Origin of the sequence: Zavarzinella sp. (assembly GCA_041399155.1) — a bacterium.
Classification (GTDB): Bacteria; Planctomycetota; Planctomycetia; order Gemmatales; family Gemmataceae; genus JAWKTI01.
Genome location: JAWKTI010000004.1, coordinates 391,324 through 415,474, shown reverse-complemented (window position 1 = coordinate 415,474; position 24,151 = coordinate 391,324). Strand labels below are relative to the sequence as shown.

18 protein-coding genes are annotated in these 24,151 nt (G+C 49.9%); 11 read left to right on the top strand and 7 right to left on the bottom strand.

Going from position 1 to position 24,151, the window contains the following annotated elements; genetic code table 11:
• Window positions 1-8: 8 nt before the first annotated feature.
• From R3B84_19475 to R3B84_19445, 7 genes are all read left to right on the top strand, one after another.
• The gene (locus R3B84_19475; protein ID MEZ6142748.1) at window positions 9-1,412 is read left to right on the top strand and encodes a HEAT repeat domain-containing protein; all 1,404 of its coding nucleotides are present in this window, start codon (window positions 9-11) and stop codon (window positions 1,410-1,412) included.
• Between the two features lie 361 nt (window positions 1,413-1,773).
• A complete protein-coding gene (locus tag R3B84_19470) occupies window positions 1,774-3,564 on the top strand; it encodes a hypothetical protein (GenBank protein MEZ6142747.1) in 1,791 nt (596 codons plus the stop codon).
• Window positions 3,565-3,575: 11 nt separating this feature from the next.
• Window positions 3,576-4,979 (top strand): DUF1800 domain-containing protein, encoded by a 1,404-nt coding sequence (locus R3B84_19465; protein ID MEZ6142746.1) that lies wholly within the window; start codon window positions 3,576-3,578, stop codon window positions 4,977-4,979.
• Between the two features lie 17 nt (window positions 4,980-4,996).
• Window positions 4,997-6,202, top strand: a complete 1,206-nt coding sequence (locus tag R3B84_19460) for a DUF1501 domain-containing protein (GenBank protein ID MEZ6142745.1) — start codon at window positions 4,997-4,999, stop codon at window positions 6,200-6,202.
• Between the two features lie 206 nt (window positions 6,203-6,408).
• Window positions 6,409-7,053: a TetR/AcrR family transcriptional regulator gene (locus tag R3B84_19455; protein ID MEZ6142744.1), complete on the top strand. Its 645-nt coding sequence runs from the start codon at window positions 6,409-6,411 to the stop codon at window positions 7,051-7,053.
• Between the two features lies 1 nt (window position 7,054).
• Window positions 7,055-8,377: an efflux RND transporter periplasmic adaptor subunit gene (locus R3B84_19450; protein MEZ6142743.1), complete on the top strand. Its 1,323-nt coding sequence runs from the start codon at window positions 7,055-7,057 to the stop codon at window positions 8,375-8,377.
• Window positions 8,377-11,481: an efflux RND transporter permease subunit gene (locus R3B84_19445; protein MEZ6142742.1), complete on the top strand. Its 3,105-nt coding sequence runs from the start codon at window positions 8,377-8,379 to the stop codon at window positions 11,479-11,481. The genes R3B84_19450 and R3B84_19445 overlap by 1 nt, the downstream gene beginning before the upstream one ends.
• 6 nt (window positions 11,482-11,487) lie before the next feature.
• Here R3B84_19445 and R3B84_19440 read toward each other — a convergent pair whose 3' ends face one another.
• From R3B84_19440 to R3B84_19430, 3 genes are all read right to left on the bottom strand, one after another.
• Window positions 11,488-11,826: a YegP family protein gene (locus tag R3B84_19440; GenBank protein MEZ6142741.1), complete on the bottom strand. Its 339-nt coding sequence runs from the start codon at window positions 11,824-11,826 to the stop codon at window positions 11,488-11,490.
• Between the two features lie 234 nt (window positions 11,827-12,060).
• Window positions 12,061-13,329 (bottom strand): Gfo/Idh/MocA family oxidoreductase, encoded by a 1,269-nt coding sequence (locus R3B84_19435; GenBank protein ID MEZ6142740.1) that lies wholly within the window; start codon window positions 13,327-13,329, stop codon window positions 12,061-12,063.
• Window positions 13,330-13,569: 240 nt separating this feature from the next.
• The gene (locus R3B84_19430; GenBank protein ID MEZ6142739.1) at window positions 13,570-13,833 is read right to left on the bottom strand and encodes a hypothetical protein; all 264 of its coding nucleotides are present in this window, start codon (window positions 13,831-13,833) and stop codon (window positions 13,570-13,572) included.
• Window positions 13,834-14,023: 190 nt separating this feature from the next.
• On the opposite strand from R3B84_19430, the gene R3B84_19425 reads away from it, so the two are divergent.
• Complete coding sequence (locus R3B84_19425) at window positions 14,024-15,907, top strand: sialate O-acetylesterase (protein ID MEZ6142738.1); 1,884 nt, start codon at window positions 14,024-14,026, stop codon at window positions 15,905-15,907.
• Between the two features lie 130 nt (window positions 15,908-16,037).
• Here the strand turns inward: R3B84_19425 and R3B84_19420 are convergent, their stop codons facing one another.
• Both R3B84_19420 and R3B84_19415 read right to left on the bottom strand, forming a co-directional pair.
• Window positions 16,038-16,502 carry a hypothetical protein gene (locus R3B84_19420; protein MEZ6142737.1) on the bottom strand — a complete coding sequence of 155 codons (465 nt, stop codon included), beginning with the start codon at window positions 16,500-16,502 and terminating at the stop codon, window positions 16,038-16,040.
• Between the two features lie 54 nt (window positions 16,503-16,556).
• Entirely contained in the window at window positions 16,557-17,675 is a 1,119-nt protein-coding gene (locus tag R3B84_19415) for a prenyltransferase/squalene oxidase repeat-containing protein (GenBank protein MEZ6142736.1), read from the bottom strand.
• 172 nt (window positions 17,676-17,847) lie between these two features.
• Between R3B84_19415 and R3B84_19410 the strand changes: the two genes are divergently transcribed.
• On the top strand, window positions 17,848-19,134 hold the full coding sequence (locus tag R3B84_19410) for a hypothetical protein (GenBank protein ID MEZ6142735.1): 1,287 nt from the start codon (window positions 17,848-17,850) through the stop codon (window positions 19,132-19,134).
• A gap of 31 nt (window positions 19,135-19,165) precedes the next feature.
• Here the strand turns inward: R3B84_19410 and R3B84_19405 are convergent, their stop codons facing one another.
• Entirely contained in the window at window positions 19,166-20,095 is a 930-nt protein-coding gene (locus R3B84_19405; protein ID MEZ6142734.1) for a DUF1559 domain-containing protein, read from the bottom strand.
• 467 nt (window positions 20,096-20,562) lie between these two features.
• Between R3B84_19405 and R3B84_19400 the strand changes: the two genes are divergently transcribed.
• A complete protein-coding gene (locus tag R3B84_19400; GenBank protein ID MEZ6142733.1) occupies window positions 20,563-20,949 on the top strand; it encodes a hypothetical protein in 387 nt (128 codons plus the stop codon).
• A 508-nt stretch (window positions 20,950-21,457) separates the two neighbouring features.
• Here R3B84_19400 and R3B84_19395 read toward each other — a convergent pair.
• Complete coding sequence (locus tag R3B84_19395) at window positions 21,458-21,853, bottom strand: hypothetical protein (protein MEZ6142732.1); 396 nt, start codon at window positions 21,851-21,853, stop codon at window positions 21,458-21,460.
• A gap of 200 nt (window positions 21,854-22,053) precedes the next feature.
• Here R3B84_19395 and R3B84_19390 point away from each other — a divergent pair, with 200 nt between their 5' ends.
• Complete coding sequence (locus R3B84_19390) at window positions 22,054-24,033, top strand: AAA family ATPase (protein MEZ6142731.1); 1,980 nt, start codon at window positions 22,054-22,056, stop codon at window positions 24,031-24,033.
• Window positions 24,034-24,151: the final 118 nt, after the last annotated feature.

Below are 24,151 nucleotides of genomic sequence, written 5' to 3'. Positions count from 1 at the left end.
AATCGATAATGATGAGAAAATTATTAATCTTCACCTTGTTGACCGCTGGTGGGCTACCATCGACTTCTCCCGCTTACATTGCAGTTCAGGCCGACAGGCTCACGCTGTGCGAAGTAATGCTGGAGTTCCCCACAATAGTTGTGCTGGAAATGCAGAAGGGCGACCCCGCACGTGGGGCCTATCTGTTTGACATCAAGGAGGTTTTGCAAGGACCTGCACCCAAACAACCAGTCCGATTTTCATTGCTGGAAGATGGCAAGGTACCATCGCGAATTGGGAAATTGGCAAAAAGCCAGCAAATCGTTGCCTTCATGGGTTCTCCAGATAATCGTTCCTTGATTGTCACGGCTGGGGGATGGTTCCTGACCCAACCAAATCAGGGGTGGGAACGATTCAGCGGTTTTCGCGATGATTTCCGGTCTCTTTTTGCCGGAACACCCACCCAACTGATCGAGGCGATTCGGAGTTTGAAAGGCGGTGGCATCGTCACTGTGGAAGTTCATCCGAAAGGACTTGGCGAAAAAGAACGACTGCTGATCCGTTACGACAGCGACTACCCCCACCGACGCTGGCCGACATTACCACGAGGATTTTCGGATCGAACCATCGATACATTACGCAAAGAATTCAACAGTTCATCCGTGGTTGTGCGTCAACAGGCGATGTTGGCCGCAGCAAAATTTCCTACACTTGAAGAGAATCTTCGGGCAGGGATGCGGGATCCCCATACGGAAGTGCGACTTGCTGCGATTGTCAGTCTTGGCGACTTGCCAGCACTCACAGCAGAAACGATGAAAGAACTTACTCGCTGTCTGAATGATGAGGATCGATTTGTCTGTGCGATGGCAGCCTGGCGGTTGGGGCGGCTTGGACCTGTGGCAAAGTCAACAATTCCGGAATTGCTGAAAGCATTGAATGATCGGGATGCGAATTACGATTTTCGTCCTCATCGTGCTGCGGAGGCGGCTGAAGCGATCCTGGCTATCGCACCGGATAGCGATGCTGCACCAAAAGCCGTGCAATTCTTTCTGTCCAACCGCATGCTCAACGACCACCGGATTGACAGTGAAGGCACTCGCACTGCTGCGGCACGTGCATTGGGACGAAGTGGGAAAGTTGCCAGCGCTGCTCTGCCGGATCTGACTGCCGCCCTGAAGGACAAATTGCCCGCCACACGAATTGCAGCAGCGGAAGCGGTTCATCTCATCGGTGGGGATGAGAAACCCAGAGAATTTGCTCTTGCGGTATTACAAGTAGAAATTTCTAAGGGCGAACTGGCAACTCGGATTCAGGCGATTCGTGCAGCAGCGAATATTCGCGCGACTACCCTGCGGCCCGCATTGCAGAAATTTCTCAATGATCCCGCCCTGAAAGTTCACATTGCCGAGGCACTGCAGCGGCTGGAGAAATAATAGAAATTAATGAAAATTCATTCATAAAATCCGTAGCCAGGCAAATTCTATCAACGGGAACTTCAGCCACTTCTGGCGTTATTGCCACGGATTCCCCCTGAAGTCAGCGACATTCTGATCGGTGCCTATTGTTTTCTGGATGCTGAAGGCCGACCCCGCACTTGGGGCCTATCTTTTTGATATCAAGGAGGTTTTGCAAGGGCCGCACCCATACAACCAGTCCGATTTTCATTGCTGGAAGATGGCAAGGTACCACCGCGAATCTGGTCTCCAGATAATCGTTCTTTGATTGTCACAGCGGGAGGATGGTTCCTGCCCCAACCAAATCAGATGCGTATTCAAAAAAAGTTATGGAAAAAACATGAAACAAAACTCAGTTTTTGCAGGTAACTTGGTAGTGACTTGGGATGCAATTGGAAATTACATGATGAAACTACTTTTTAGCTGGATCACACTTGTTTCCACGATTGGCGTGGTGCGTGCTGCCGAAGATCCATTGCGATTTTTTCCGGCTGATGCACCCCAATTGATTGTGAAAATTGAACGCCCACTGGATCTGATTAATTCTGTGGTGAACCACCAACTAGTGAAAGAAGCAGAAAAAATCCCACTGGTACAGGATTTTCTGGATGGTGCGGACGCCCGCCGTGCCTTTCAATTATTAAAATATTATGAGAATGACCTGCAAGAATCGTGGCCAAAACTGGTGGAAAAGACCACCTCAGGCGGGGTTGTTCTTGGGTTACGCCTCCCCAAAGAGGGTGAGCCTGTGCCGTTGCTGGTCATTCAGGGTTCGGATGAAGCCACCACGAAGGCACTGATTGATAGTGTGGCACGTATCGTCAAAGACGAGTTGGCGCAAGAAACACCCCCACAAGCACTTAAGGAATTCAAAATTGGCAAAGCACAGGGGTATCGCCTGGGAAATGACTTCCACCTGGTGCGTAGCGGTGCGGCTATTTTGATTGCAGGAAATATGCCTGTTCTGGAAGAAGCGTTGCAGCAAAGTGCTAAGCCTACCAGCTTTATGACCAGCAAAGGGATGCAGCAGGTGAAAGCGGCTTTGCCCGGAAAGCCTCTCGTATGGCTGTGGTCAACGCTGAAACCGGTGCATGAGAGCCCGATGGGTAAAGATCTGTTTACTAACCCACGGAATGATCCCGTCTTAACTGTATTGTTCGCTGGGCTGATTGATATCGTGGGGCGATCTGATCATATTGCAGTCGGCCTCTACCACGAAGATGGTGATTTTCGTATTGCTGTCCGAATGCCTGCGGGCAAAAAAGGCAGTGCGGGCGATGTGGCGATCCACGTTCCGGTTGATGGAAAGTTGCCTGGCACTTTGCCCCCACTAGAACCGGAAGGGGTGCTGTTCAGCCACAGTTTCTATCTGGATTTGAACACACTCTACACTGATCGCGAAAAAATATTCCCCAAAGCGATTGCAGAAAGTTTTGCGGAAGGAGAGAAGCAGATTTCTCGCTTCCTGGTTGGTTCCAGTCTGCCGAAATTTCTCGCTCAAAGTGGTGTGAATCACCGGATTGTCATTGCCCAGCCAGAAACGGTAGAACGTTACAAGGTCAAGCCCACACAGAAGTTGCCATCGTTTGCGTTTGTTACGTCGATGCGGGATCCTGGTTTTGCCCGCACAACCAAGAGCATCATTCGTGCGGGTGTGTTGGCGGCCTCTGAAGATATCCCACTGCGTTCCTGGAGCGGGGAAATCGAAGGGGTGGAGGTTTATGGTTATTACTTCCCGGAAAAAGGGAAGTTTCCTGATGATGAGGAAAATCTGCGGTTCAACTATGAACCGGTGGTGGGCGTTGTCAATGATCAATTGATTCTGTGCAGCAACCATGGATTGATGGCCAGCCTGATTAAAGAAATTAAGAAATCGGCACCACCTTCCAAAGAAGCCAATCTGCAAACGAAGGTTTTTGCAAAAGGGTTAGGCGATTTTGCTCTGGTGGATCTGGATTCCACGTTGGCAGGAATGATTCTGGCCCAGGGGGTGAAATTGCAGGATGCTAAGCAGCAAACCAAAGATCTGTTGAGCCTGTTGCAGAAACTGGGCACAGGCAGTGTTACCACAAAATATTTTGATGACAAGTTTGAATTGGACATCCAACTGAACACGAAAGCGACACGCTAAGCGAGAACACCATGAATACGATTGATCCAGCCTGGGCGTGGGATGCCTATTCCCCCAATGCCAAGACACCATGGAATCTGCAACGTGCTGGCCATTTATACCGCCGAGCGGGCTTCAGTGCACCGTGGGCAGTGCTGCAGAACACTTTGAAGATTGGCCCAGAGAAGGCAGTCGATGAGTTATTGCTGCCCGGCATTCCCAGTGGCAATTACGATGAAACCACTTCGGAGTTTCTGGAAAAGAATGCTACCCGGCTGAATTCGGGTGAAGAAGCGGCAGGCTGGTGGTTGTACCGAATGCTGTATGGCCCCCACCCACTGCAGGAGAAGATTTCGCTGTTCTGGCACAACCACTTTGCCACCAGCTACGCCAAAGTGCTGAATGTGCAGTACATGGTTGGCCAATATCGGCTGATCAATCAGCACGCCCTGGGGAAGTTTGACCAACTCCTGCAGGCAATGAGCAAAGATCCAGCGATGATGATCTGGCTGGACACGGTGGAAAGCAGCAAAGAAAAACCCAACGAAAACTATGCCCGGGAACTGATGGAACTGTTTTCGCTGGGCATCGGCAATTACACCGAAAAGGATATTCGTGAAGCAGCGAAATCATTCACGGGCTGGAAAATCGAAAACGACAAGTTTTCCTATGACGAAGCCGACCATGATGAAGGGCAGAAGACGGTTTTTGGCAAATCCGGCAACTTCCGTGGCGAAGATATTGTTGCGATGTGCCTGGCAAAGGATGCCTGCCCGAAGTTCCTTGTGCGTAAGATGTTTCGTTATTTGATCAGCGAAACAATGGAACCGGAAGATGCGTTACTGGCCCCACTGGTGAAGCAGTTTCATGATGGTTACAACGCTGGCAGGCTGGTCGAAACGATCCTGCGTTCCAACTTGTTCTTTAGCGAAAATGCGTACCGCAATCGCATCAAGTCTCCGGTAGAATATGTACTGGGCATGGTGCGGGAAACAGAATTGACTATCGGTACTGTCAACCCGGCATTGAATCTGGAGGAAAACCTGGCGAATCTGGGGCAGAAAGTGCTACACCCACCTTCCGTAAAGGGCTGGGATGGTGGCACCAACTGGCTGAACGGCCAGACGTTGCTGTTTCGACAGAACTTTGCACTGGAACTGGCCCGCAAGCCACGTGGCTATCGACAGCCAGCAAATGCCTATGCGTTGGCAAAGTCGAATGGCATCAACAAAGTGGAAGAAGCTGTGCCATTCTTTCTGGATCTTTTCCTGCAAGGGGATGTACCGGAAGAAACGCGTAAAGAAATTACAGAATACGCCCGCAAAGCCGCCAAAAAGCCTGCTCCCAGTTATTGGGACCCGGCAATTGTACAGGAACAGAACATTGTGAGTGTGTGTCATCTTGTGCTGGCATTACCAGAATACCAACTGAGCTAATTAATGAGGAGTCCAATATGTTTCGCCGTGATTTTCTAAAAACAGGTTCTGTCCTCGGTATGGGGGCTTTTGTTCCGGGTTTCATCGCACGCACTGCACATGCAGCACCGGAACTGGGCAGCAAAGGTGCCAAAGACACCATCCTGGTGGTGGTGCAACTGACCGGTGGGAATGACGGATTGAATACCGTTATCCCGATCAAAAATGAAAAATATTATCAGCTCCGTCCGACGATATCCATTCCCGCCGATCAAACATTAAAAATTGATGATTCCCACGGTTTGCATCCCAGAATGAATGGCTTTTCTGGTCTGCTGGAGAAAAATGCGCTGGCAGTGGTGCAGGGTGTTGGTTACCCCAACCCCAGTCAGTCCCACTTCCGCTCGATGGATATCTGGAATGCGGGCAGTACCAGCGAAAAACTGGTCGAAGGCTGGGTGGGCAATGCGTTGAAGCAGATGCAGTGCCCCGCATTTCACATTGCAGGTGACAACGAATCTGCCCCACTGGCATTGAATGGTTCCCCTGCCAAGGTCCCATCGATTACCACGGTTGAAGATTTCATCCTGAAATATATTGACAAGAAAGGCCAGAAGCCGATCATCGAAGCGACCGCCAAAGTGAAAGGAAAGCCCGGCCTGCTCGATTTTGTGCAGAAAACTGCCACCAGCACCTATTCCAGCAGTCAGCGGTTGCAGGAAGTAGCGAAAAATTACCAGCCGAAAGTCACTTATCCTGCATACGGATTGGCCAACCGCCTGAAAGTGTGTGCCCAACTGATTGATGCGGGCATGGGAGCACGGATTTTCTATGTTTCGATGGATGGGTTTGATACCCACGCCAACCAAGGTGGTACGGCAGGCAATCACGCCAACTTGTTGCAGGAAGTTTCAGATTCTATCTCCGCGTTCTACAACGATCTGGCCGCACGTGGGCATGAAAAGCGGCTGATGGTGATGACGTTCTCCGAATTCGGCCGACGTGGGATGGAAAATGGCAGTAAAGGGACAGACCACGGTTCTGGTGCCCCGATGTTTGTGGTGGGGGATGCAGTGAAATCGGGCCTGATCGGGAAGCACCCCAGCCTGGAAAAACTGGATAATGGGAATCTGCCCCACGCGATTGATTTTCGCCAGGTTTATGCCACAATCCTCGACAAGTGGCTGGGCGTTTCCAGTAAAGACGTTCTCGGTGCGAAGTACGACCACATTGGTGTTCTTTAAGCTCTCATTTGGCTTTCATTTTTTAGCCCAACGAATCAACCATTCATTTTGTCCTAACGGTGCATTCCAGATTGATGCTTATTTCACCAGGTTGCGTCCAAATTCTTTCCCACTTTTGCGAAAATCTCTCAGGCACAGGAAATGAAAAATTGATGAATAATTAATTGACCGACTGGTCAGTCAATTAATTCTGCTACAATAGATTCATGGGAGATTCGGAAAAAAAACCTGGTCGTCCGGCTAATCCGGAGCTGCGTTCCCAACGCACGGAAGCGATTCTGGATGTTGCAGCACAACTCTTTGCAGAACAAGGGTTTGCGTCAACCGATCTGCAGCTTATCGCAGATCGCTGTGGGGTGGCTAAGGGCACAATCTACCACTATTTTCCCAACAAGGAAGAATTGTTTCTGGCTGCGGTAGACAGGGGATTGGAACAATTAAATGCAGCTATCGACTCAGCCATTGCTGATTGCACAGATATTCTGGAAATCTATCGGCGGGCGATTGTTACATTTCTGAAATATTTTGAGCAGCACCGGGACTTGGTAGAACTTTTTCTGCAGGAACGTGCTCTCTTCAAAGACCGAAAAATGCCCGCGTATTTTGCGATGCACGAGCAAAAATGTGGTGAATGGCAGGCGATGCACCAGGAACTGATTGCACAAGGGCGTGGCAGGCATTTACCACCAGATAACGACCCAAGTATTTTTAATGATTTTCTGTATGGCACGATAATTGCCAATCATGTTACCGGCAGGCAGGTTTCATCGGAAGAACAGGCCGCCAAAGTAATCGACATTTTCTTTCACGGCATTCTGTCGGAGTCGGAGCGAAAGAACAATCGCGAGTAAGATGATGATGAATCAAACACCCATCTTGGTTTCAGAACAACCGCCCCATGTGGAACCCCCGTCCCGCCTGCGTTACTTAAAGTGGGTCGTGCTGGCCCTGATTGTAGGTGCCGCGGGCTATGCCGTGCTGAATGGAGGCTTGACCAAAGACACACGGGAAGAACTCCCACCCATGGACCTGCCACCGCGGGAAAGTACGATGGTGACTGTCGATGCGGTGCAGTATCGTCCGGTGCAGCGAAGTATTGAAGCGATTGGCTCGCTGCATCCATTCGAAGTGTTCAAAATCAGTTCGCAGGTGGAAGGCAAAGTCCAGCAACTGTATGCCGATGTTGCCGATCAGGTTGGCCCACAGCACATGTTGTTGCAGATCGACCCCACCGATTATCAGTTGGCAGTCAATCAGGATCAAAGTGCGTTAGTGGCAGAACTTTCCAAAATTGGCATTTCGGAAGAACAATTGCCACGATTTCAGGTGCTGGATGTGCCAATGGTCAACCACGCTCGTCTGAAAATGGAGCACGCCAAGCAAAAAACGGTGCGGTATTCGAGCACCCCGGACGCATTTTCGATTGATGAACGCACCAACGCGAAAAACGATTATGAACTTTCCACTTCGGAATATGCCAACCAGATTCTGCAGGCGAATTCGATTCTGGCGATGGCAAAAATGAAAGCGGCGACATTGGAATTGTCCCGCAAGAAATTAAAAGATACTCATATTATGACTCCCGATTTCCAACGCACCATGCCTGGTGTGGCGGGGGAAGTTCAGTTTGAAATTACGAAAAGGCACGTTTCGGAAGGGATGCTGCTTCGACCTGGCACTGAAGTTTACGAATTAATGATCACTCAGGTGATTAAGCTGAAACTGGCTGTCCCAGAACGGTACATGCTGGATATTCAGCCTGGCCAGAAAGTGCTGGTCGAGATCGCCTCCCAAAAAGAACCTGTGGAAGGGGTAGTCAGGCGGATCAACCCAAGTGTCAATGTGGAATCCCGCACCGTGGAAGTGGAGGTAGATATTCCCAACCCCACCCGCACCCTGAAGCCGGGTAGTTTTGCCAGGGCTAAGGTGCTGACACGGGTGGACAACAATGCCTGCACTGTCCCACTGACAGCAATTTATACCTTCTTAGGTAAAAACCGCGTTTTTGTCATCGAACAGGGGAAAGTCAAAGTCTACGATGTTGAACTAGGTATTCAGACCCGCGACTGGGTAGAAATTGTGGAGCCCAAACTGCCCAAAACTGCCCAACTGATTACCAGCGGCCATGCGTTGCTCAGTGAAGGTATGCCAGTGCAGATCCGAGGAGAAAAATAATGACTATCTCGGATATCTGTATTCGCAGACCGGTCTTTACATGGGTACTGGCAGCAGTTCCCGTTGTGCTGGGGATTGTTTCCTACTTCGAACTGGGTGTCGATCTTTTTCCCAAAGTCGACTTTCCGGTTGTTTCGGTGACAGCCAACCTGAATGGCATGAATACCGAAGCAATGGAAACCAGTGTCACGAAACCGATTGAGGAAGCAGTCAATTCGATTTCCGGTGTGGATGAATTGCGTTCCACCACCCGCGAGGGTTCCACCCAGGTAATTGTGCAATTTAAACTGGAAAAAGATGGCGACGTGGCTGCCCAGGAAGTGCGGGACAAAGTGACGGCGATTGTGCGACAACTTCCGGAAGGAATTGAAACGCCCATTGTCAATAAATTCGACCTGGATGCTGCGCCCATTATTACGCTGGCCGTTTCTGGTAAGCGCGATGTAAAAGACATTACCGAAATTGCCAAACGCAAGATTCAGGAACCACTACAAACCATTTCGGGCGTGGGGGCAGTTTTCATTTCCGGTGGTCGGAATCGTGCCATCAATGTGTATGTGGATGTCGAATTAATGTCCGCCCACGGCCTGTCCATTGATGAAGTGCAACTCGCCCTGAAACGCCAGAACGTGGAGATCCCAGGTGGGATCGTCGACCAGGGACAGCGGGAACTAGTGCTCCGCACCCTGGGACTGATTGCCAACCCGAAAGAGTTCAACGAACTCATTATTGCTAACCGCAAAGGCATCCCCATTCGACTGAAAGATATTGGTCGGGTGGATGATTCCATCGAAGAGCCTCGGGGCGAAAGCAGCCTGGACGGGAACAAAAGCGTCAGTTTGTACATTCAGAAGCAATCCGGTGCTAACACGGTAGAAATTTCCGATGCGGTGCAGGAAAAGCTCGAAAAAATCAAGAAAACACTGCCGCCGGATATTACGATTGAAACCACCCAGGATCAATCTCGCTTTATTCGCGATTCGATGCGGGAAGTAAAATTCCACATTATTCTGGCAGCGTTTCTGGTGGCAGGCACCATCCTGCTCTTTATTCGGGATTGGCGTACCACCTTTATTGCCACGATGGCAATACCCACTTCAATTATCCCCACTTTTCTGTTTATGAATTACATGGACTTTACGTTGAACAACATTACCATGCTGGCACTGATTCTGGCGATTGGGATTGTGATTGACGATGCGGTGGTGGTGCACGAGAACATTTTCCGCCACATGGAAGAACATGGCCTGGATGCGATGACCGCTTCCCGCAAAGGAACGCAGGAAATTGCCCTTGCGGTGCTTGCCACCAGTATATCGCTACTGGTCATTTTTCTGCCTGTTGCCTTCATGGGTGGTATGGTGGGGCGCTTCTTCAGTAGTTTTGGCTTAACCGTTGCCTTTGCCATTGTCATGAGCCTGTTCGTTTCGTTCACATTAACCCCGATGCTCTGTTCCCGCTTCCTGAAGCTGGAACAGAAAAAACCAGGTGAAAAAAGCACGAAAGATGGGGTGATTTACCGCTTCACTGACAATGCCTTTGGCCGGATGTTACGGTGGTCGTTGCGGCACCGTATTCTGACGTTGTTTTTCTGTTTCCTGATTTTCTGTTCCACCGGACCAATTGCGATGGCGATTGGATTTAACTTTGTGCCACGCGATGATCAATCGGAATTTCAGATCAGCTTTATCACACCGGAAGGGTATACGCTGGAACGCACCAAGAACGTCATTAATGAAATTGAAAACCGCATTGGAAAATTGCCTGGTGTGAACCACCGCTTTACCACGATTGGGCGAAATACCGAAGCAAAGGGCCAGGGCGATGTGACGCGTGGGTCGATCTATTTTCGAATGAAAGACCTGGAGCATCGCAAATACAGCCAGTTCGACATTATGTTCCGTGCCCGCCGAATTGCAGAAGAGTATCCCGAACTACGTCTGGCAGTGATGGACGTCGCGGTCATTGGTGGCGGCCCAGACGGTGACAGCCGTGTTTTTCAGCTGAATATTCAAGGGCCTGATTTGAAAAAGCTGGAAGAGTATTCTGCGACGATGATGGAAAAACTTCGCACTCTCGGTGGGTTGAAGGATATTGATTCCACTTTATCATTACGCAAACCGGAAGTTCAGGTAGAAATCAATCGCGATCGTGCCAGCGACCTGGGCATTCCAGTAGAAACGATTGCCAACTCCATGAATGTACTGGTCGGTGGGCAGATTGTTTCCCGTTACAAGGAAGATACGGAACAATACGATGTCTGGTTGCGGGCAGATAAAAACTTCCGCGTGAACCCACAATCGCTGGGCAATATTACGTTGCAATCACCCACGGCAGGCAGTGTGCAGATGAGTAGCTTTGCCAACTTCAACGAAGAACGTGGGCCCAGCCAGATTGATAGACTCGATCGGCAACGCACAGTAACCATCCTGGGCGCACCTGAGGAAATTTCGCTGAACGATGCAATGCAGGCTGCCCAGAAGTTTGCTCAGGAAATGAATTTACCCCCTGGCTATGAAATCAATTTCAGTGGTCAGGCAAAGATGCTTGGTGAAACCGGATATTACTTTATGATTGCTCTATTATTGAGCATCACCTTCATGTATCTGGTATTAGCCGCACAATTTGAGAGTTGGTTGTACCCAGTCAGTATTCTGGCAGCACTGCCTGTGACCATCCCTTTCGGTTTGCTTTCGCTCTTTATTTTCCGCGAACCAATGGACTTGTACTCCATGTTTGGCTTGTTCATGCTGATCGGTATTGTGAAAAAGAACGGCATTCTGCAGGTGGATAAAACCCTGGAACTGCGGCGGGCAGGCATGGAAAAGAACGCCGCCATCCTGGAAGCAAACCATGTGCGACTGCGGCCAATTCTGATGACCACATTCATGCTGGTGGCAGCAATGATCCCACTGGCACTGGGACAGGGACCAGGTGCGGGGGCACGTGCCAGTATGGCCAAAGTAATTATCGGCGGGCAGATCCTCAGTCTGTTCCTGGCGTTGCTGGCAACACCTGTCACCTATTCGCTGCTGGACAGCATCCAGGAACGGTTCCGTCGCAGGAAGAGTCTCCCGCCCACAGTGGCTGACCCAACCGTCTGACCAGAATTATTCCTGGGTCAGGTCGTCCACACGGGCATCGGGTGCGTTTGTCATCACCGAAGCAATCCCTTTCTCCATCGAAGACTTGGATTTGTACATCTCACTGCGACCCAGGATTTCTCCATTGGTGGCAGTCAGCACAAAGTAAGGCTCCCCTTTCTTCGATTCTTTCCGTTCAAAGCGGGTGTCCTTCTTTGAATTGGTCTTCACGGAATTAATTCCTTTGGTAGCACCAGCACGTGCTTCGTATGATTCGCTGGTGAAAATCACCTGGCCATTTGCTGCCTTCAGATTGAAGAAAAACTGGCCATTCTTACTTTTCTTCACTTCAAATTTTGCTGCCATCTGCTTACTCCTTGCTGTGAGAGGTAATACCCAAGATAAAGTGGGTCGTTGTCCCAGGACAAATTGTCCCAGGCCAGGCAACATCTTACCCATACTCCATCTTTACACGATCCATATTCAGATGACAAGCAGAAAATCAGAATGAGGCTGCAAGAAACGTTGAAAAGATGGTTTGCTGACTTTTGAATTGTGCCAAGAGTAGCGAGATTTCAGGGTAAGTACTTTTCTCCGAGATTAAATGATTGCCCACTTGGCTCGAACTTCGCGACTGGTTAACTTATTCGCTTCCGCATCATCAAACTGTTCCTTGACGGGGTCCCACTTCAGGCGTTTGTGCAGGCGATAGCCAATGTTGCCCAGGTGGCAGATGGTTGCCGAGCGATGCCCCGTTTCCGCGGTGCAGATCGGCTGCTTGCGGGATCGAATGCATTCAATCCAGTTTCGTTTGTGGTTATTTGAAGGATAGACGTGCCACTCTTTCTCACCCGTGGGTGTTTCCACAATTTCTTTCGGATCACTTTCGATTTTGCCACGCGAGACGCGAATGGTGCCCGTGGTGCCGATGAAGACACAATCTGCCTGGGCACCGTGGACCATTTCCACGCCACTGGCGTAGATAAACTTCAAGCCGCTGGTTCCTTTCTCTGGCGGGATAATTTCTACCGGGCCAGATTCATCCATCCCCATTGCCCACTGGGCAATATCAAAATGGTGCGCCCCCATATCGGCCAGGCCACCCCCAGCAAACTCCTGGTAGTTTCTCCAGGCGGGGAAGTGCTTGTGAATCCCCTTCGGGCAGAGAATTTCGTTGTATCCCCGCATCGCTGCAGGCCCCACCCAGGTATCCCAATCGGTGCCTTCCGGAATTTCCTGCGTGGGTAAAGTGCATGGCACTGCCGGACCGCCCACGCCAATTTCTACTCGTTTCAACTTGCCGATGCGACCATTACGAACGTACTCCACCGCACGTCGAAAGCGATTGCCGAACTCACTGCGTTGCTGGCTGCCCGTTTGAAAAATCACATCAGCTTTCTTGACGGCGTTGACAATCGCCCGCCCTTCAGCAATATTGTGGGTCAGCGGTTTCTCGCAATAGATATCTTTGCCCGCCCGTGCTGCCAGAATCGCTGGTATGGCATGCCAGTGATCTGGTGTGGCGATCACCACCGCATCGATATCTTTGCGATCCAGGATTTTGCGAAAATCGCTTTCCGAGGCACATTCTGGTGGAGTGCCTTTCTTTGCTGCTTTGTAGCGATCAAGCACCCGCTTCTGGGCATCATCGCGGCGTTCCTTCACCACATCACACACCGCCACAACGTGCACATCGTTCATCCCCAGAAAACCACCCAGGTGGCCACGGCCCATCGTGCCCACACCAATAAAGCCCAGGCGAACAGGGGGTAATGGTTTTTCTTCCGTAAAGCCCACGTGGGGAAATAAACCAATCGCTGCCAGGCCACTTGTGGCATGCAGTACTTGTCGACGAGAGAGGTTTTTCATCGGTCGCTCCTATGTTGTAACAGATTCCTAAACAATCCGTGAAGTGTAACGGAAATGCGTTGCTGGTGGTAGAAAAATCCACACCAGCGATTATGGAACTGACAGCATCACCCCAGGTGACTATCCCGGAATCGTGATACTGTATATTAATATACGCTATGAATCCCAAATTGTTTCAAAAATTTTGAAAAAAACTTTGATTCTGAGGTGGGAAATTACCTGGTTCGTATCATCCAGGACTCAGATATCGGCAAACGATTCAAACAACGTAATCGCCACCACGTCGGAACGGAAAACAAGTACTTTGCGACGGTTCCGTTTGATTCCCGTCACCAGTGATGAGGCGATGTAGTTCTCCCGCGAGGTATCGGTATCCCGCAAATCGTGGAAATCGGCGTTTTTCACTTCAAAGAATTCCGCATCGTACTTCACCAGCGTGCCCAGACACACGTACGGACTTTGAAAATCGATAATGACCTTTTTGCCCAGATAATCATCAAGCATGAGAGAGTTTTCATCTATTGTGGGGCCTTCTTATCCAATGATAGACTACCTCGCCAAAAAATAAATACTTTTTTGGACCCCACCGGTGAAGGTGCCGTCTATTCGACCCAATTTCAACGTTCAGTTGTCCCACTCAAACAGTTATGTAAACAAAAAGCAGGTGCTACTGATCCCATTTTGGAAAAAAACAGTGAAAAATAACATCTTTCTGGTGGTTCTGTGGGCTTCGCTTGGTTCGTTTCTGTCTGCCCAGGAAAAATTGGAACGTGGGAAGGATCGGGTGGATATTCCCGCCCAGGCAGAAGGGCTGATCCTGCACAACATGTTTCAATCCGGGATGGTCATCCAGCGGGAAAAGCCAATCCGAATCTGGGGCTGGGCCGAAGCGGGTGAAAAAGTTTCAGTTACCTTTGGCGAACAAACTCAATCGGCCATTGCGGCAGCGGATCGCACCTGGAAGGTCGAACTGCCCGCGATGCAGGCCAGCAGTACTCCCACAAAGCTGCTGGTGCAAGGCCAGAAGCAGAAAATCGAACGGGATAACATTCTGATTGGCGATATCTGGGTGCTCAGCGGGCAGAGCAACATGGAATTTGAAATTGCCAAGGTCGATAATGGCGATCTGGAGATTGCATCTGCCAATTTCAAGAATATTCGGCTGTTTACAATGCCCCACCTGAATGGTTTCGAACCTCAGAAATCGTTCCCGATCCTCTATCAGTGGAGCGATTGGTCAAGTCGGCATTACCGCCAGGGATATTGGGATCTCTGCACCCCAGAGACCGTACGGGATATGTCGGCGATTGGTTTTGTCTTCGCAAGACGGATCCACCTGGCGACTCAGGTTCCAATTGGTATTGTGGATGTGTCACGTGGGGGCACCACCTTAGAAACCTGGATCCCCACCGAAGTGCTGAAAACGGTCGATACCGTGGAAGTAAAGGCAAAACTGGCAGAGTGGGATGCCAAAGTAGCAGCATTTGACCCACAGAAAGATCTGGAACAGCGAATCAAGAACTTTCAGGACCGGGCAGCCCGCCTGAAGGCCCAGGGGAAGGAATTACCACCCAATTCCGTTGCCCCCTCCGATCTGAAACCAGGACCTGCGTTTGATCAGAATCGGCCAGGAAACTGTTACGCCAGTATGCTGGCACCTATTGCAGGTTTTCAGGTAAAAGGGGTGATCTGGCATCAGGGGTATAACAACGCACTTCAGCCCAATGGGCATGTCATGTACCATCAGTTATTTGCCAAAATGATTGATGCCTGGCGTGCGGCATTCCAGGACCCCCAGCTGCCCTTCGGAATTATTTCGCTCTGCACTGCTGGCGATCCCCAGGATCAGGATGATTATCTGGAAAGAATGGTTGATGAGGGAATCTTCATCCGTGCGGTGCAGTACCAGACTTTTCTGGAGTTGTACAAAGCTGGGGACAAAAATATTGGTTTTGCCAGTAGCTTCGACCAGCGTCGGTCGTGGTATCATCCCCAGATCAAAGTTCCCGTGGGAGAGAGGATTTCACGTTGGGCGTTAGCCACCCAGTATGGCATGGCTAAGCAGATTCGCTGGCTCCCACCCATGCTGAAGGAAATGTTTCTGGAGCCTGGGGAAATGCGCTTGCAGTTGGATAGTCCTGCTGGGCCGTTCAACGATGGAGCAATTGAAGGTTTTGCGATTGCTGGTCCCGATGGTTTATTTCAGCCAGCAAAAGCCGAATGGCTAACTAAGAAAGACAGCCAGGGCAAGGCCCAGCAAAACCGCAGCATGATTGTGCTCACCAGCCCTTTGGTGCCAGAACCACGGTACTTTCGCTATGCGTGGGGCCGAAATCCGCTGGCAAATCTGAAATCGCTGGACCATACGGATTTACCATTTGCCACTCAGCGCAGTGATACCTGGACGATGGCTGGAATGTATGAAAAGTACACCCAGAAAAAGCCTGTCGACCCCAATCTGCTTGATGGTCGCGAAATCGGCGAACTGCGTAACGCCCTGAAAACGGCTGATCTGCAACGTCGTCTCTGGTTGGCAAAAGAATTGCTCCAGTCTGCTGAGAAACCCAAAAAGAAATAACACCGCGGAACAAGGCAACATTGCAATCTGAACTGGATAAGGCCAAAATCCAGGATTGTCGAGTGATGTGTTCAGATTTCCGCCTTTTTGCCAGGCGATATTGGAATTCTATTTAAGAAATGAGCAAAAATTAATCTTTGGCGGTCACTGATGCAGGGCCGTTTGCCGCTGGGGAGTGCCCACCTGTTGCCCGAGCGGCACGAATCCGGTCGATCAGCATTTTCGAAGCGGTCGCTGGGTCAACCACAGGGGCTTCTTTCGGTTCGGGTGCGGGAATCACTTCCGGTCGTGGCAACCTGCGGGACGAGATGCGTGGGTTTGTCCACGGTTTGCCGTTGTCGATCATATTCGTCAACTCTTCGAGCGTGATTTCCTTCTCGAGTTTTAGCAGCACCATATGAGAATACGGGATGAAAAACGCCCGGGCTTCATCGGTGGTGCCCGCTTGTCGACCGCGCATCACCAGATAATTGGGTTCCAGGCGAAATAACGTATCCATGGTGTACTCGATACCCGTATTGAGCACCACAACCAGTTTCGTATGTTCGGTTTCCGGGATACTGCGGAGCAGATCCATCCATTCCTGATTTGTCATCGTTCGTTCTCCGGCTGAAGTATAGGACAGGAAAACGGGCACAAAAACAGAAATTTAATCCTCATCGGGTGTTTCGGGCTCTTCATTTCGCTGGTAAATGGGTAAAAAGCGGTACTCTACTGTCAGGGCTAACACTGCCATTGCGGTGCAGTAGTTCACTCCGTAAATCCGGTCATCCCAACTGTCGCTGGTCCAGTAACCACCTTCCGCAGGTGAAAAATCGCTTAAGAGTAACTGGTGTAATACTTTACGATAACTGGCCCAGTAGCCACCACCCAGTTGAAACATGGCCTGCGACGTGTAGTAGATACCATAAAAAAAGTGGGGGCGATTCTGAGTCAGGCGGTTTTCTGTCCGCAAAATGTACGACCCTGCCCTGCGGGCTTCCAGAGACAGGTGAAACTCTTTGCCACACAGTTCCAGTGCCAGCACACTGGTGCCTGTGCACGGCACTGTCACCTGAGCGGACCGCATGTAACGATACCCACCTGATAGAGGGTCGTGGCACCGTTTGATATATTCCACCGCACCATCGATCGTATCAGTGGGGATGTCGCACCCCACATTGCGTGCGGCCCGCAACGCCATCACCTGCCAGCCTGTGACACTGATATCGGAATCCAATGACTGCAGCCGATATCGCCAACCCCCACTGTCGAGCCCATTGGTGCATTGGGCAGCACGGATCAGCTTAATGGCTGCCACCAGTTGTTCGCGGTATCGATCGGCCACTTCTCGCGAATTGATCATGCCGATCACTTCTGCCAGCATTAGCGTACAGATTCCGTGCGAGTACATAATCGTCTGACTGGTGGGCTGGGCGGCAAACAGGCCGTTCCGATGCTGGCTGCTGGTCACATAGCGAATGCCTTTGTCGATCACTTCGGCATATTTCCCTTCACCAGGCACATGTCCTGCGGAAAGAAATGCCATCACTGCCAGTGCGGTCACGGCTGGTTCGCGAATCCCCCGTCCCTGATTGATGTTGCCAAAGGCCCGCCCAGTCATCCAGGAACCATCCTGCGATTGATTTTTCGACAGCCATTCAAGGCCACGATCAACCGCATCTTCAAAAGGCTCGCGGGTGGGTGCTCGCTGCTGTGCCAGCGCATCAGGTGCGACGACAACATTGGTACAAACTACGATCAGAAGAAGAGTGAAGAATTTCGCCATGAAATCATTTTACACCCGAAACCAGCCCAAAGGGAACCAGTAAACAGGTAATTCACTGAACTGCTTCTGCGGTCTTGTCAAAGAGGCAGCAGCAAATCAAGAACTTGACCCCAGGGTTTGATTCAGCTAAACTGCTAATGTGGACAAGATTGTCCAATTTAGGGGTCCAACCATGCATCGAACACTTTTCAGCACCGTCTGCCTGATATTTTCAATGGCTGCCATGGCAGATGAACTGGAAAACGCCCCCATTTATTACTCAAAATCGCAGCCCAATAACGCCATCGAACGTCTGCAGGAAAGTCTGCGCAAGAAAAAAATCTCGCTGGCCTACACGGAAGACCATGGCTGGCTGAAAAGTGTGCTGGCTGCTCTGGAAATACCAGAATCTTCTCAGACGCTGGTATTTTCCAAAACCAGTTTGCAGCGGAATTACATTACGCCGAAGACCCCTCGGGCGATTTATTTCAACGATGATACGTACGTGGGGTTCTGCTGGCGTGGCAAGGTGCTGGAAATTTCGACCGCCGATCCCGAATTAGGCACTGTTTTTTATTCCATGGAGCAACGCCAATCCGAAAAACCGAGGTTTGTGCGGGAAGTAGATTCCTGCACGATCTGTCATTCCTCGTCGGCGTTGTACGGAAAACCAGGTCATTTGATGCGATCACTCTTTCCAGACCGACGTGGCGATCCCAATTTCGCCTCGGGTTCGTATCGCACCGATGCGACCAGCGATTTTTCCAAACGTTTTGGTGGGTGGTACGTCACTGGCACCCACGGAAATCAACGTCATCTTGGAAATCAGATATTCACCAGCAACGAAGCACGGCAGGAAAAGCCGGTGTTTGACGATGCTCAGAATCTGACCAGCCTGTCCAAGCGCTTTACGTCGGCGATGTACTTAACCCCCCACAGTGATCTGGTGGTACTGATGGTGTTGGCCCACCAGACGAGTATGCACAACCGAATTGCCCGTGCCACGCTGGAAACCCGGCTGGCGATCCATCAGCAAACAGAAATTTTAAAAGCATTGAAAGAACCTCCTGATACGATGCTGGATTCGACGAAATCCCGCATCAAGTCGGTGGGGGATAGTTTGCTGGAATGTCTGCTGTTTTCGGAAGAATATCGGCTGACCGATCCGATAAAGGGCACCACCACATATGCAGACGATTTTTCCAAACGTGGGCCGCACGACAAAGAAGGGCGATCGCTGTACCAGCTTGATCTGCAACGCAGGCTCTTGAAATATCCCTGCAGTTACCTAATTTATTCCGATTCTTTTCAGAAGTTACCCGCACCAATAGCGGAATATGTGCTGAAGCGACTCTATCAGATTCTGACAGACCAGGATTCTGACCGTGCGTACCAGCACCTCAGTAAAGCTGATAAAACGGCAATTCTGGAAATTCTGCGTGGGACGCTGCCAAATCTACCCGAATACTGGTTCAAATAAATATTATGAGAAAAAAACTCATGAGGTTGTTTTAATCCAGATTCAGTGTTTCCCCACCATTCATGGTGCTGACTGCCTGCCAGGCGGCCAGCGTGATTCCGTTGCGAACAAATCGTACGGACCCATCGCACAGAGCCACATTCACCCCACCGGTATGGCGGCTGCGGGCAGAAACTTTCCCATTATTGCTGGTGGTACAGGGCAGGCCTTGTGCAGGCATATTGGTGCAATACGGAGCCCGGATCTCGTCGATCCCGTTGTTTGGCTGATCCAGCGTCATGAATCGCCCGCACTGGTCATCATCGTTCAACATATCACCACGCCAGTCAACATTGTTATCTGAACTGAACATAATCTGTTCGGACATCATCAACGTGTTTGACGTGCCATCCGTGATATCGGCAAAACGTGAAGTCAATGGTTGGTCTCGGCTGGCGTTATTCCGGTAACCGAATGGTGCAGCAAACGGTGCCAGTGTGGCACTGGGTTGACGAATCGGCCCCCAGTTGACTGCATAGTTACCACGTGCCCGCCAGTAAATATCGCCAGTGGCATAGGCTGGGCCCCCACGGTCGCTGGGGCAGTAATACACCTTTGAAGTGGCCGATTGCGGCCCGTTGTGGGTGCTGGTAATGGTATTTGGTGCAGCGTAGAAGTGGGTGTTGATGTTGTATTGATTGGCAACATTGCCCATTTCCACATAAGACCACAACTGCACCACCCAGGTGGTGCGGGGGTTACTACGTGCACCATATGGGAGGGTACCCACCGTATCGTGGTGGGCGTGCATCGCAATCCCCCACTGTTTGAAATTATTGGTACACGATGCGCGATTCGCCGCTTCCCGCACCTTCTGCACAGCTGGCAGTAACAGCCCAATTAAAATGGCGATAATCGCAATTACCACCAGCAACTCAATCAGGGTAAAGCCCCGACGACCACGAATTGGAAGAGAGGTCATTCGTTTTGTCTCACAAAAGAAAGAAATGATGGACAAGTGAAAATCACTTCATTATTTTATCGGCTACAAAGATTAAAAAACAGTGAAGAATTTTCTTTCTGGTGCTCGACAGGCGAATTCATTTCCAAGAAGTTCCATTAAATTGTAGTCGCCACTATCATCCTTGGTGGGTCGACATTTGCTGAAAACACCCACTCCAGTCACTTTTTTCAGATCGATCCTGATACAAGTTTCCACCAGATCCGCTACTTTGAATTGAGACGAATAGCAAAACCAGCTTTGAAGCAGTGGCGGAGCTTATGAATAATTCCTGCTCATCCAAAATAGTGGACTCTCTCGTGTTAGTTCGCCACAATTAAGGTATCTTTTCCCAGTTATGATCTGTAATCCAAAAGCCTTGATGGCCTTTTCTAACAGTTTTCCTTATACAGTGTTAATTCAACTACCTAAATTTAAGAGGTGTACTCTTGGTAAGAGCCAGAGATGTTCTGCAACCAGGGAACTATTCAACCTATCGCAATGTACGAGCGGTACTATTTTTAATTGTTTTTGTTGATAGTTGCCTGTTTATTGGTGGAATCATCGCAATATTGAATCCAACTGAGAAGGACGACTTTGAAATAGGGATATTTCTTTCCATACTTGGATTGGTTGGAGTTGTGGGCGGCATTGCTGGACTTCTTGGCAGGCGAAAAGTGGTACCATTACTTTATGTTCTGACAGTAATGCACATGTGTATGTTGCCTTTAGGAATCATTATGGCGTTAGTTTTGTTCACGGGACTCTCAGACTACTTCATGAGTGTGGAGCAAATTCGAGATGCAGAAAAAAATCCACACAGACTTACCTGGTAAAGCCCAACTACTTCGACCTCAAACTGAGCAAAATAGTACAGACAATTCATTTTTGTGATCTTTGCCGTTTACTTTTCCGACATAACACTTGTGTTGATGATGGAATTTTCAACAATCACATCAAAGACATGCCTGTCGATTCATCAACTTAGTGGCCACATGGCTAATTTTGAATTCTGGGTGGTTGAAGTGTAAGCACGTGAATCAGTGGCTCGATAATGTCTTCTATTTAGGGAACTGTGAGTCCTTTGGCATCTGTCAAACCAACACATGATGCGCCAATGCAAGAAGCATACATCAGGCTGTTTACCAACGGATGAATTTTTGAATTCTGAATTGTGTGATAATCAGCCAGCCGGCTCACTACTGGTATCGCTAGCGGCTTTGAAGTTAAGGAAATGTAATTACCTTGAGTAGATCAAGCAGAAAAGCAGGAAGCAAGTTTTCATTTTTACCTCTATTGTTTGATAAACTTGTTGCTTCAGTTGAGGCTCATCTCATCATAACTTCATGTCAATGGACTTTTGCGTTTGATCTCCCGGATATCAAGTCCCAAAGTGTCTCCTGCTTGTTGAAGCTGTAGTTCTGTAATCAGTTTTTCTTTGAAACTGCGTTGAAGTATGTGATACATTGCATTCGCGAGGCGAACGCGCAGATCGTTCAATTCGAGATGTTTTATCCCACGTCTAATCGGTGGAATGCGACGGCCAGCATTGTCTTTTTCGGCTTGAGTCATCTTCTTGAATCTTGTCTGATAGCCATCAATCACATCAAAGGCATGTCTCACTTCACCCACCCAGAATTCAAAATTAGCCATGTGGCCGGCAAGTTGATGAATCGGCAGGCCCCCTGTGTGCGTCAGCACGTGAATCAGTGGTTCGGTAATGTCTTCAATGTAGGGCACAATCTCGACCTATTGCATTTTTTTGCAGACTTTCATTCTGCATTATTGTACTCCCGACGTACGTGGGTCGCAAATGGAAGCATCGTGCGTGCACCCTAGAAATCATCTCACATGTAAACTAATTGCCAGCACCACAGCGTGGGTGGGATTGTATCCTAACTCAGTTGCAAAATGTCCATTCTCAACAGGTACCGTTTCCTATGAAGTTGATCAGTGCCGTCGTCGAAAATTTTCGTTCGATTCACCACAGCAGCCCCGTTTCGATTGATCCGAAAGTTACCGTGCTGGTGGGACAGAATGAATCGGGCAAAACCGCTTTCCTGCAAGCTCTCCACCATAGTCGCCCGGTGGAACAGAATGGTGGGTTTGATGTCGACCGCGATTACCCTCGAGCTGCCGTAAACGAATACCGCGATCGTCATGAGGCGAATCCGGCCACGGTGGTCACGCTGACGCACGAATTGACTGCAACGGAACTGGATGCCATCACCTCCCATCTTGGGGTGCGGCTGTTTCATTCCCTGCAGGTCACAACCACCCACCACTACAAGAATCATTTCACCATTGGCATTAAATTTGACGAAGGACCCTATATTCGCCACCTGCTGGACGATGTTTCCCTGCCACGGGAGATCAAAGCGGAAGCACTGGCTATGACCTCCATTCGTGGGCTCTTCGACCTGCTGCGGGCGCGGGATTTGAATGTGGAAGGGAAGGAATTTGTCGAAAGCCTGACCAGACGCTTTCAGCCCGATGCCCACAAAAACTGGCAGAACCTGCTGGCCCACGAACTGTGGGAGCAGTTTTTGCAGAATTGGCTGCCCAAATTCTTCTATTTCGATGAATACTACCTGCTGCCCGGCAAAGTGAACCTAAAGACGCTGGCTCTGCGTGCTCAGCAGGAAAATTTGCTTTCGGAAACCGACAAAACTGTGCTCAGCCTGCTGCAACTGGCGGGTGTGCAGTTACAGGAATTAATTGCTCCCCAGGGATATGAGCAGATCAAAGCACGGTTGGAAGGGCTGCAGAATTCCATCACCGACCGAATTTTTGAGTATTGGACACAAAATCGCGAGCTGGAAGTCGAGTTTGATATTCGGGAAGATCCCAAAGAGGCCCCACCTTACCAGGATGGGCCCAACTTGTACCTTCGAATCAAAAGCAGGCGACATCGCGTGACGGTGCCATTCAACCAGCGAAGCCGTGGGTTCATCTGGTTTTTCAGTTTCATTGTGTGGTTCGATACCATCAAGCGACAGGTGGGAAATTCCCACGATCTGGTGCTGCTGCTGGATGAACCCGGCCTGAACCTGCATGTACTGGCACAAGCCGATTTTCTGCGGTATATCGACGCACTGGCCGAAAAAAAGCATCAGATCGTTTATACCACGCACTCTCCATTCATGGTGCCCAACAATCGACTGCAACAGATACGACTGGTGGAAGATCGGCCAGAACAAGGCACGGTGATCACCACCGACTTTTCCAATGTGGCGAGCAGCACGCTCTATCCGATTCGTGCCGCACTGGCCAATTCTGTGGCAGAAAATCTGTTCCAGAATGAACCCACCTTACTTGTAGATAGCCCCACCGACCTGGTTTTTCTGAGGATATTCTCATCTATATTGGAGAAGGCAGGTCGCACCGGCCTGCGGGACGATCTGACCATCGTTCCTGTGGGTGGTCTGGATCGCGTGGCAGCAGTGCTGGCGCTGCTGGGCACTCACCCACCCGAAGTGGTGGTGCTGCAGGCCACCCACGATCATCAAGTGCCACCACACGAACCGCTAGTGGAAAAATTCATGAAAACCAATCATGTGCTGCAATACGGGCAGTTTCGCACTGTAGACACGGACGGTGAAGGAACAGAAAATGCCCCACCTGCATCTGGGATTGAAGACCTCTTCTCGGTGGGCTTTTACCTGAAGCTATTCAATGCCACATTTACGAACAAACTGCCCAAAGTGGTGAAGGAAAACGATCTGCCAGCGGGAGATCGCATCGTCGAACGCCTCAATCGCTACCTGATTGCTAATTCCGTAATGCTGCGAAGCCAGGAAGGATACAATCCCTATTCTTTGGCGAATTATCTGGCCGCAAACCCACCCAAAACGTTCGATAAGGACACGCTCGCCCGCTTTGAGGAGTTGTTTGAAGCAATCAATTCGATGTTTTCTTGAAAGTTGCTCGGCCATAACTTCTTATTTAGCAAGCACTAACAACTTTTTTTAAAAATATTCCAAATTATAGGGAACAAAATACCACTATGTTCGTCTATATACTATAGGTGGGATTGGT

Excerpts from the sequence above, each read along its gene's own strand:
- R3B84_19475 (MEZ6142748.1), top strand. The coding sequence starts at position 9 with ATGATGAGAAAATTATTAATCTTCACCTTGTTGACCGCTGGTGGGCTA.
- R3B84_19420 (MEZ6142737.1), bottom strand. The coding sequence starts at position 16,502 with ATGACAAATCAGGAATGGATGGATCTGCTCCGCAGTATCCCGGAAACC.
- R3B84_19465 (MEZ6142746.1), top strand. The coding sequence starts at position 3,576 with ATGAATACGATTGATCCAGCCTGGGCGTGGGATGCCTATTCCCCCAAT.
- R3B84_19455 (MEZ6142744.1), top strand. The coding sequence starts at position 6,409 with ATGGGAGATTCGGAAAAAAAACCTGGTCGTCCGGCTAATCCGGAGCTG.
- R3B84_19435 (MEZ6142740.1), bottom strand. The coding sequence starts at position 13,329 with ATGAAAAACCTCTCTCGTCGACAAGTACTGCATGCCACAAGTGGCCTG.
- R3B84_19440 (MEZ6142741.1), bottom strand. The coding sequence starts at position 11,826 with ATGGCAGCAAAATTTGAAGTGAAGAAAAGTAAGAATGGCCAGTTTTTC.
- R3B84_19430 (MEZ6142739.1), bottom strand. The coding sequence starts at position 13,833 with ATGCTTGATGATTATCTGGGCAAAAAGGTCATTATCGATTTTCAAAGT.
- R3B84_19390 (MEZ6142731.1), top strand. The coding sequence starts at position 22,054 with ATGAAGTTGATCAGTGCCGTCGTCGAAAATTTTCGTTCGATTCACCAC.
- R3B84_19410 (MEZ6142735.1), top strand. The coding sequence starts at position 17,848 with ATGCATCGAACACTTTTCAGCACCGTCTGCCTGATATTTTCAATGGCT.
- R3B84_19470 (MEZ6142747.1), top strand. The coding sequence starts at position 1,774 with ATGAAACAAAACTCAGTTTTTGCAGGTAACTTGGTAGTGACTTGGGAT.
- R3B84_19405 (MEZ6142734.1), bottom strand. The coding sequence starts at position 20,095 with ATGACCTCTCTTCCAATTCGTGGTCGTCGGGGCTTTACCCTGATTGAG.
- R3B84_19450 (MEZ6142743.1), top strand. The coding sequence starts at position 7,055 with ATGATGATGAATCAAACACCCATCTTGGTTTCAGAACAACCGCCCCAT.
- R3B84_19460 (MEZ6142745.1), top strand. The coding sequence starts at position 4,997 with ATGTTTCGCCGTGATTTTCTAAAAACAGGTTCTGTCCTCGGTATGGGG.
- R3B84_19415 (MEZ6142736.1), bottom strand. The coding sequence starts at position 17,675 with ATGGCGAAATTCTTCACTCTTCTTCTGATCGTAGTTTGTACCAATGTT.
- R3B84_19445 (MEZ6142742.1), top strand. The coding sequence starts at position 8,377 with ATGACTATCTCGGATATCTGTATTCGCAGACCGGTCTTTACATGGGTA.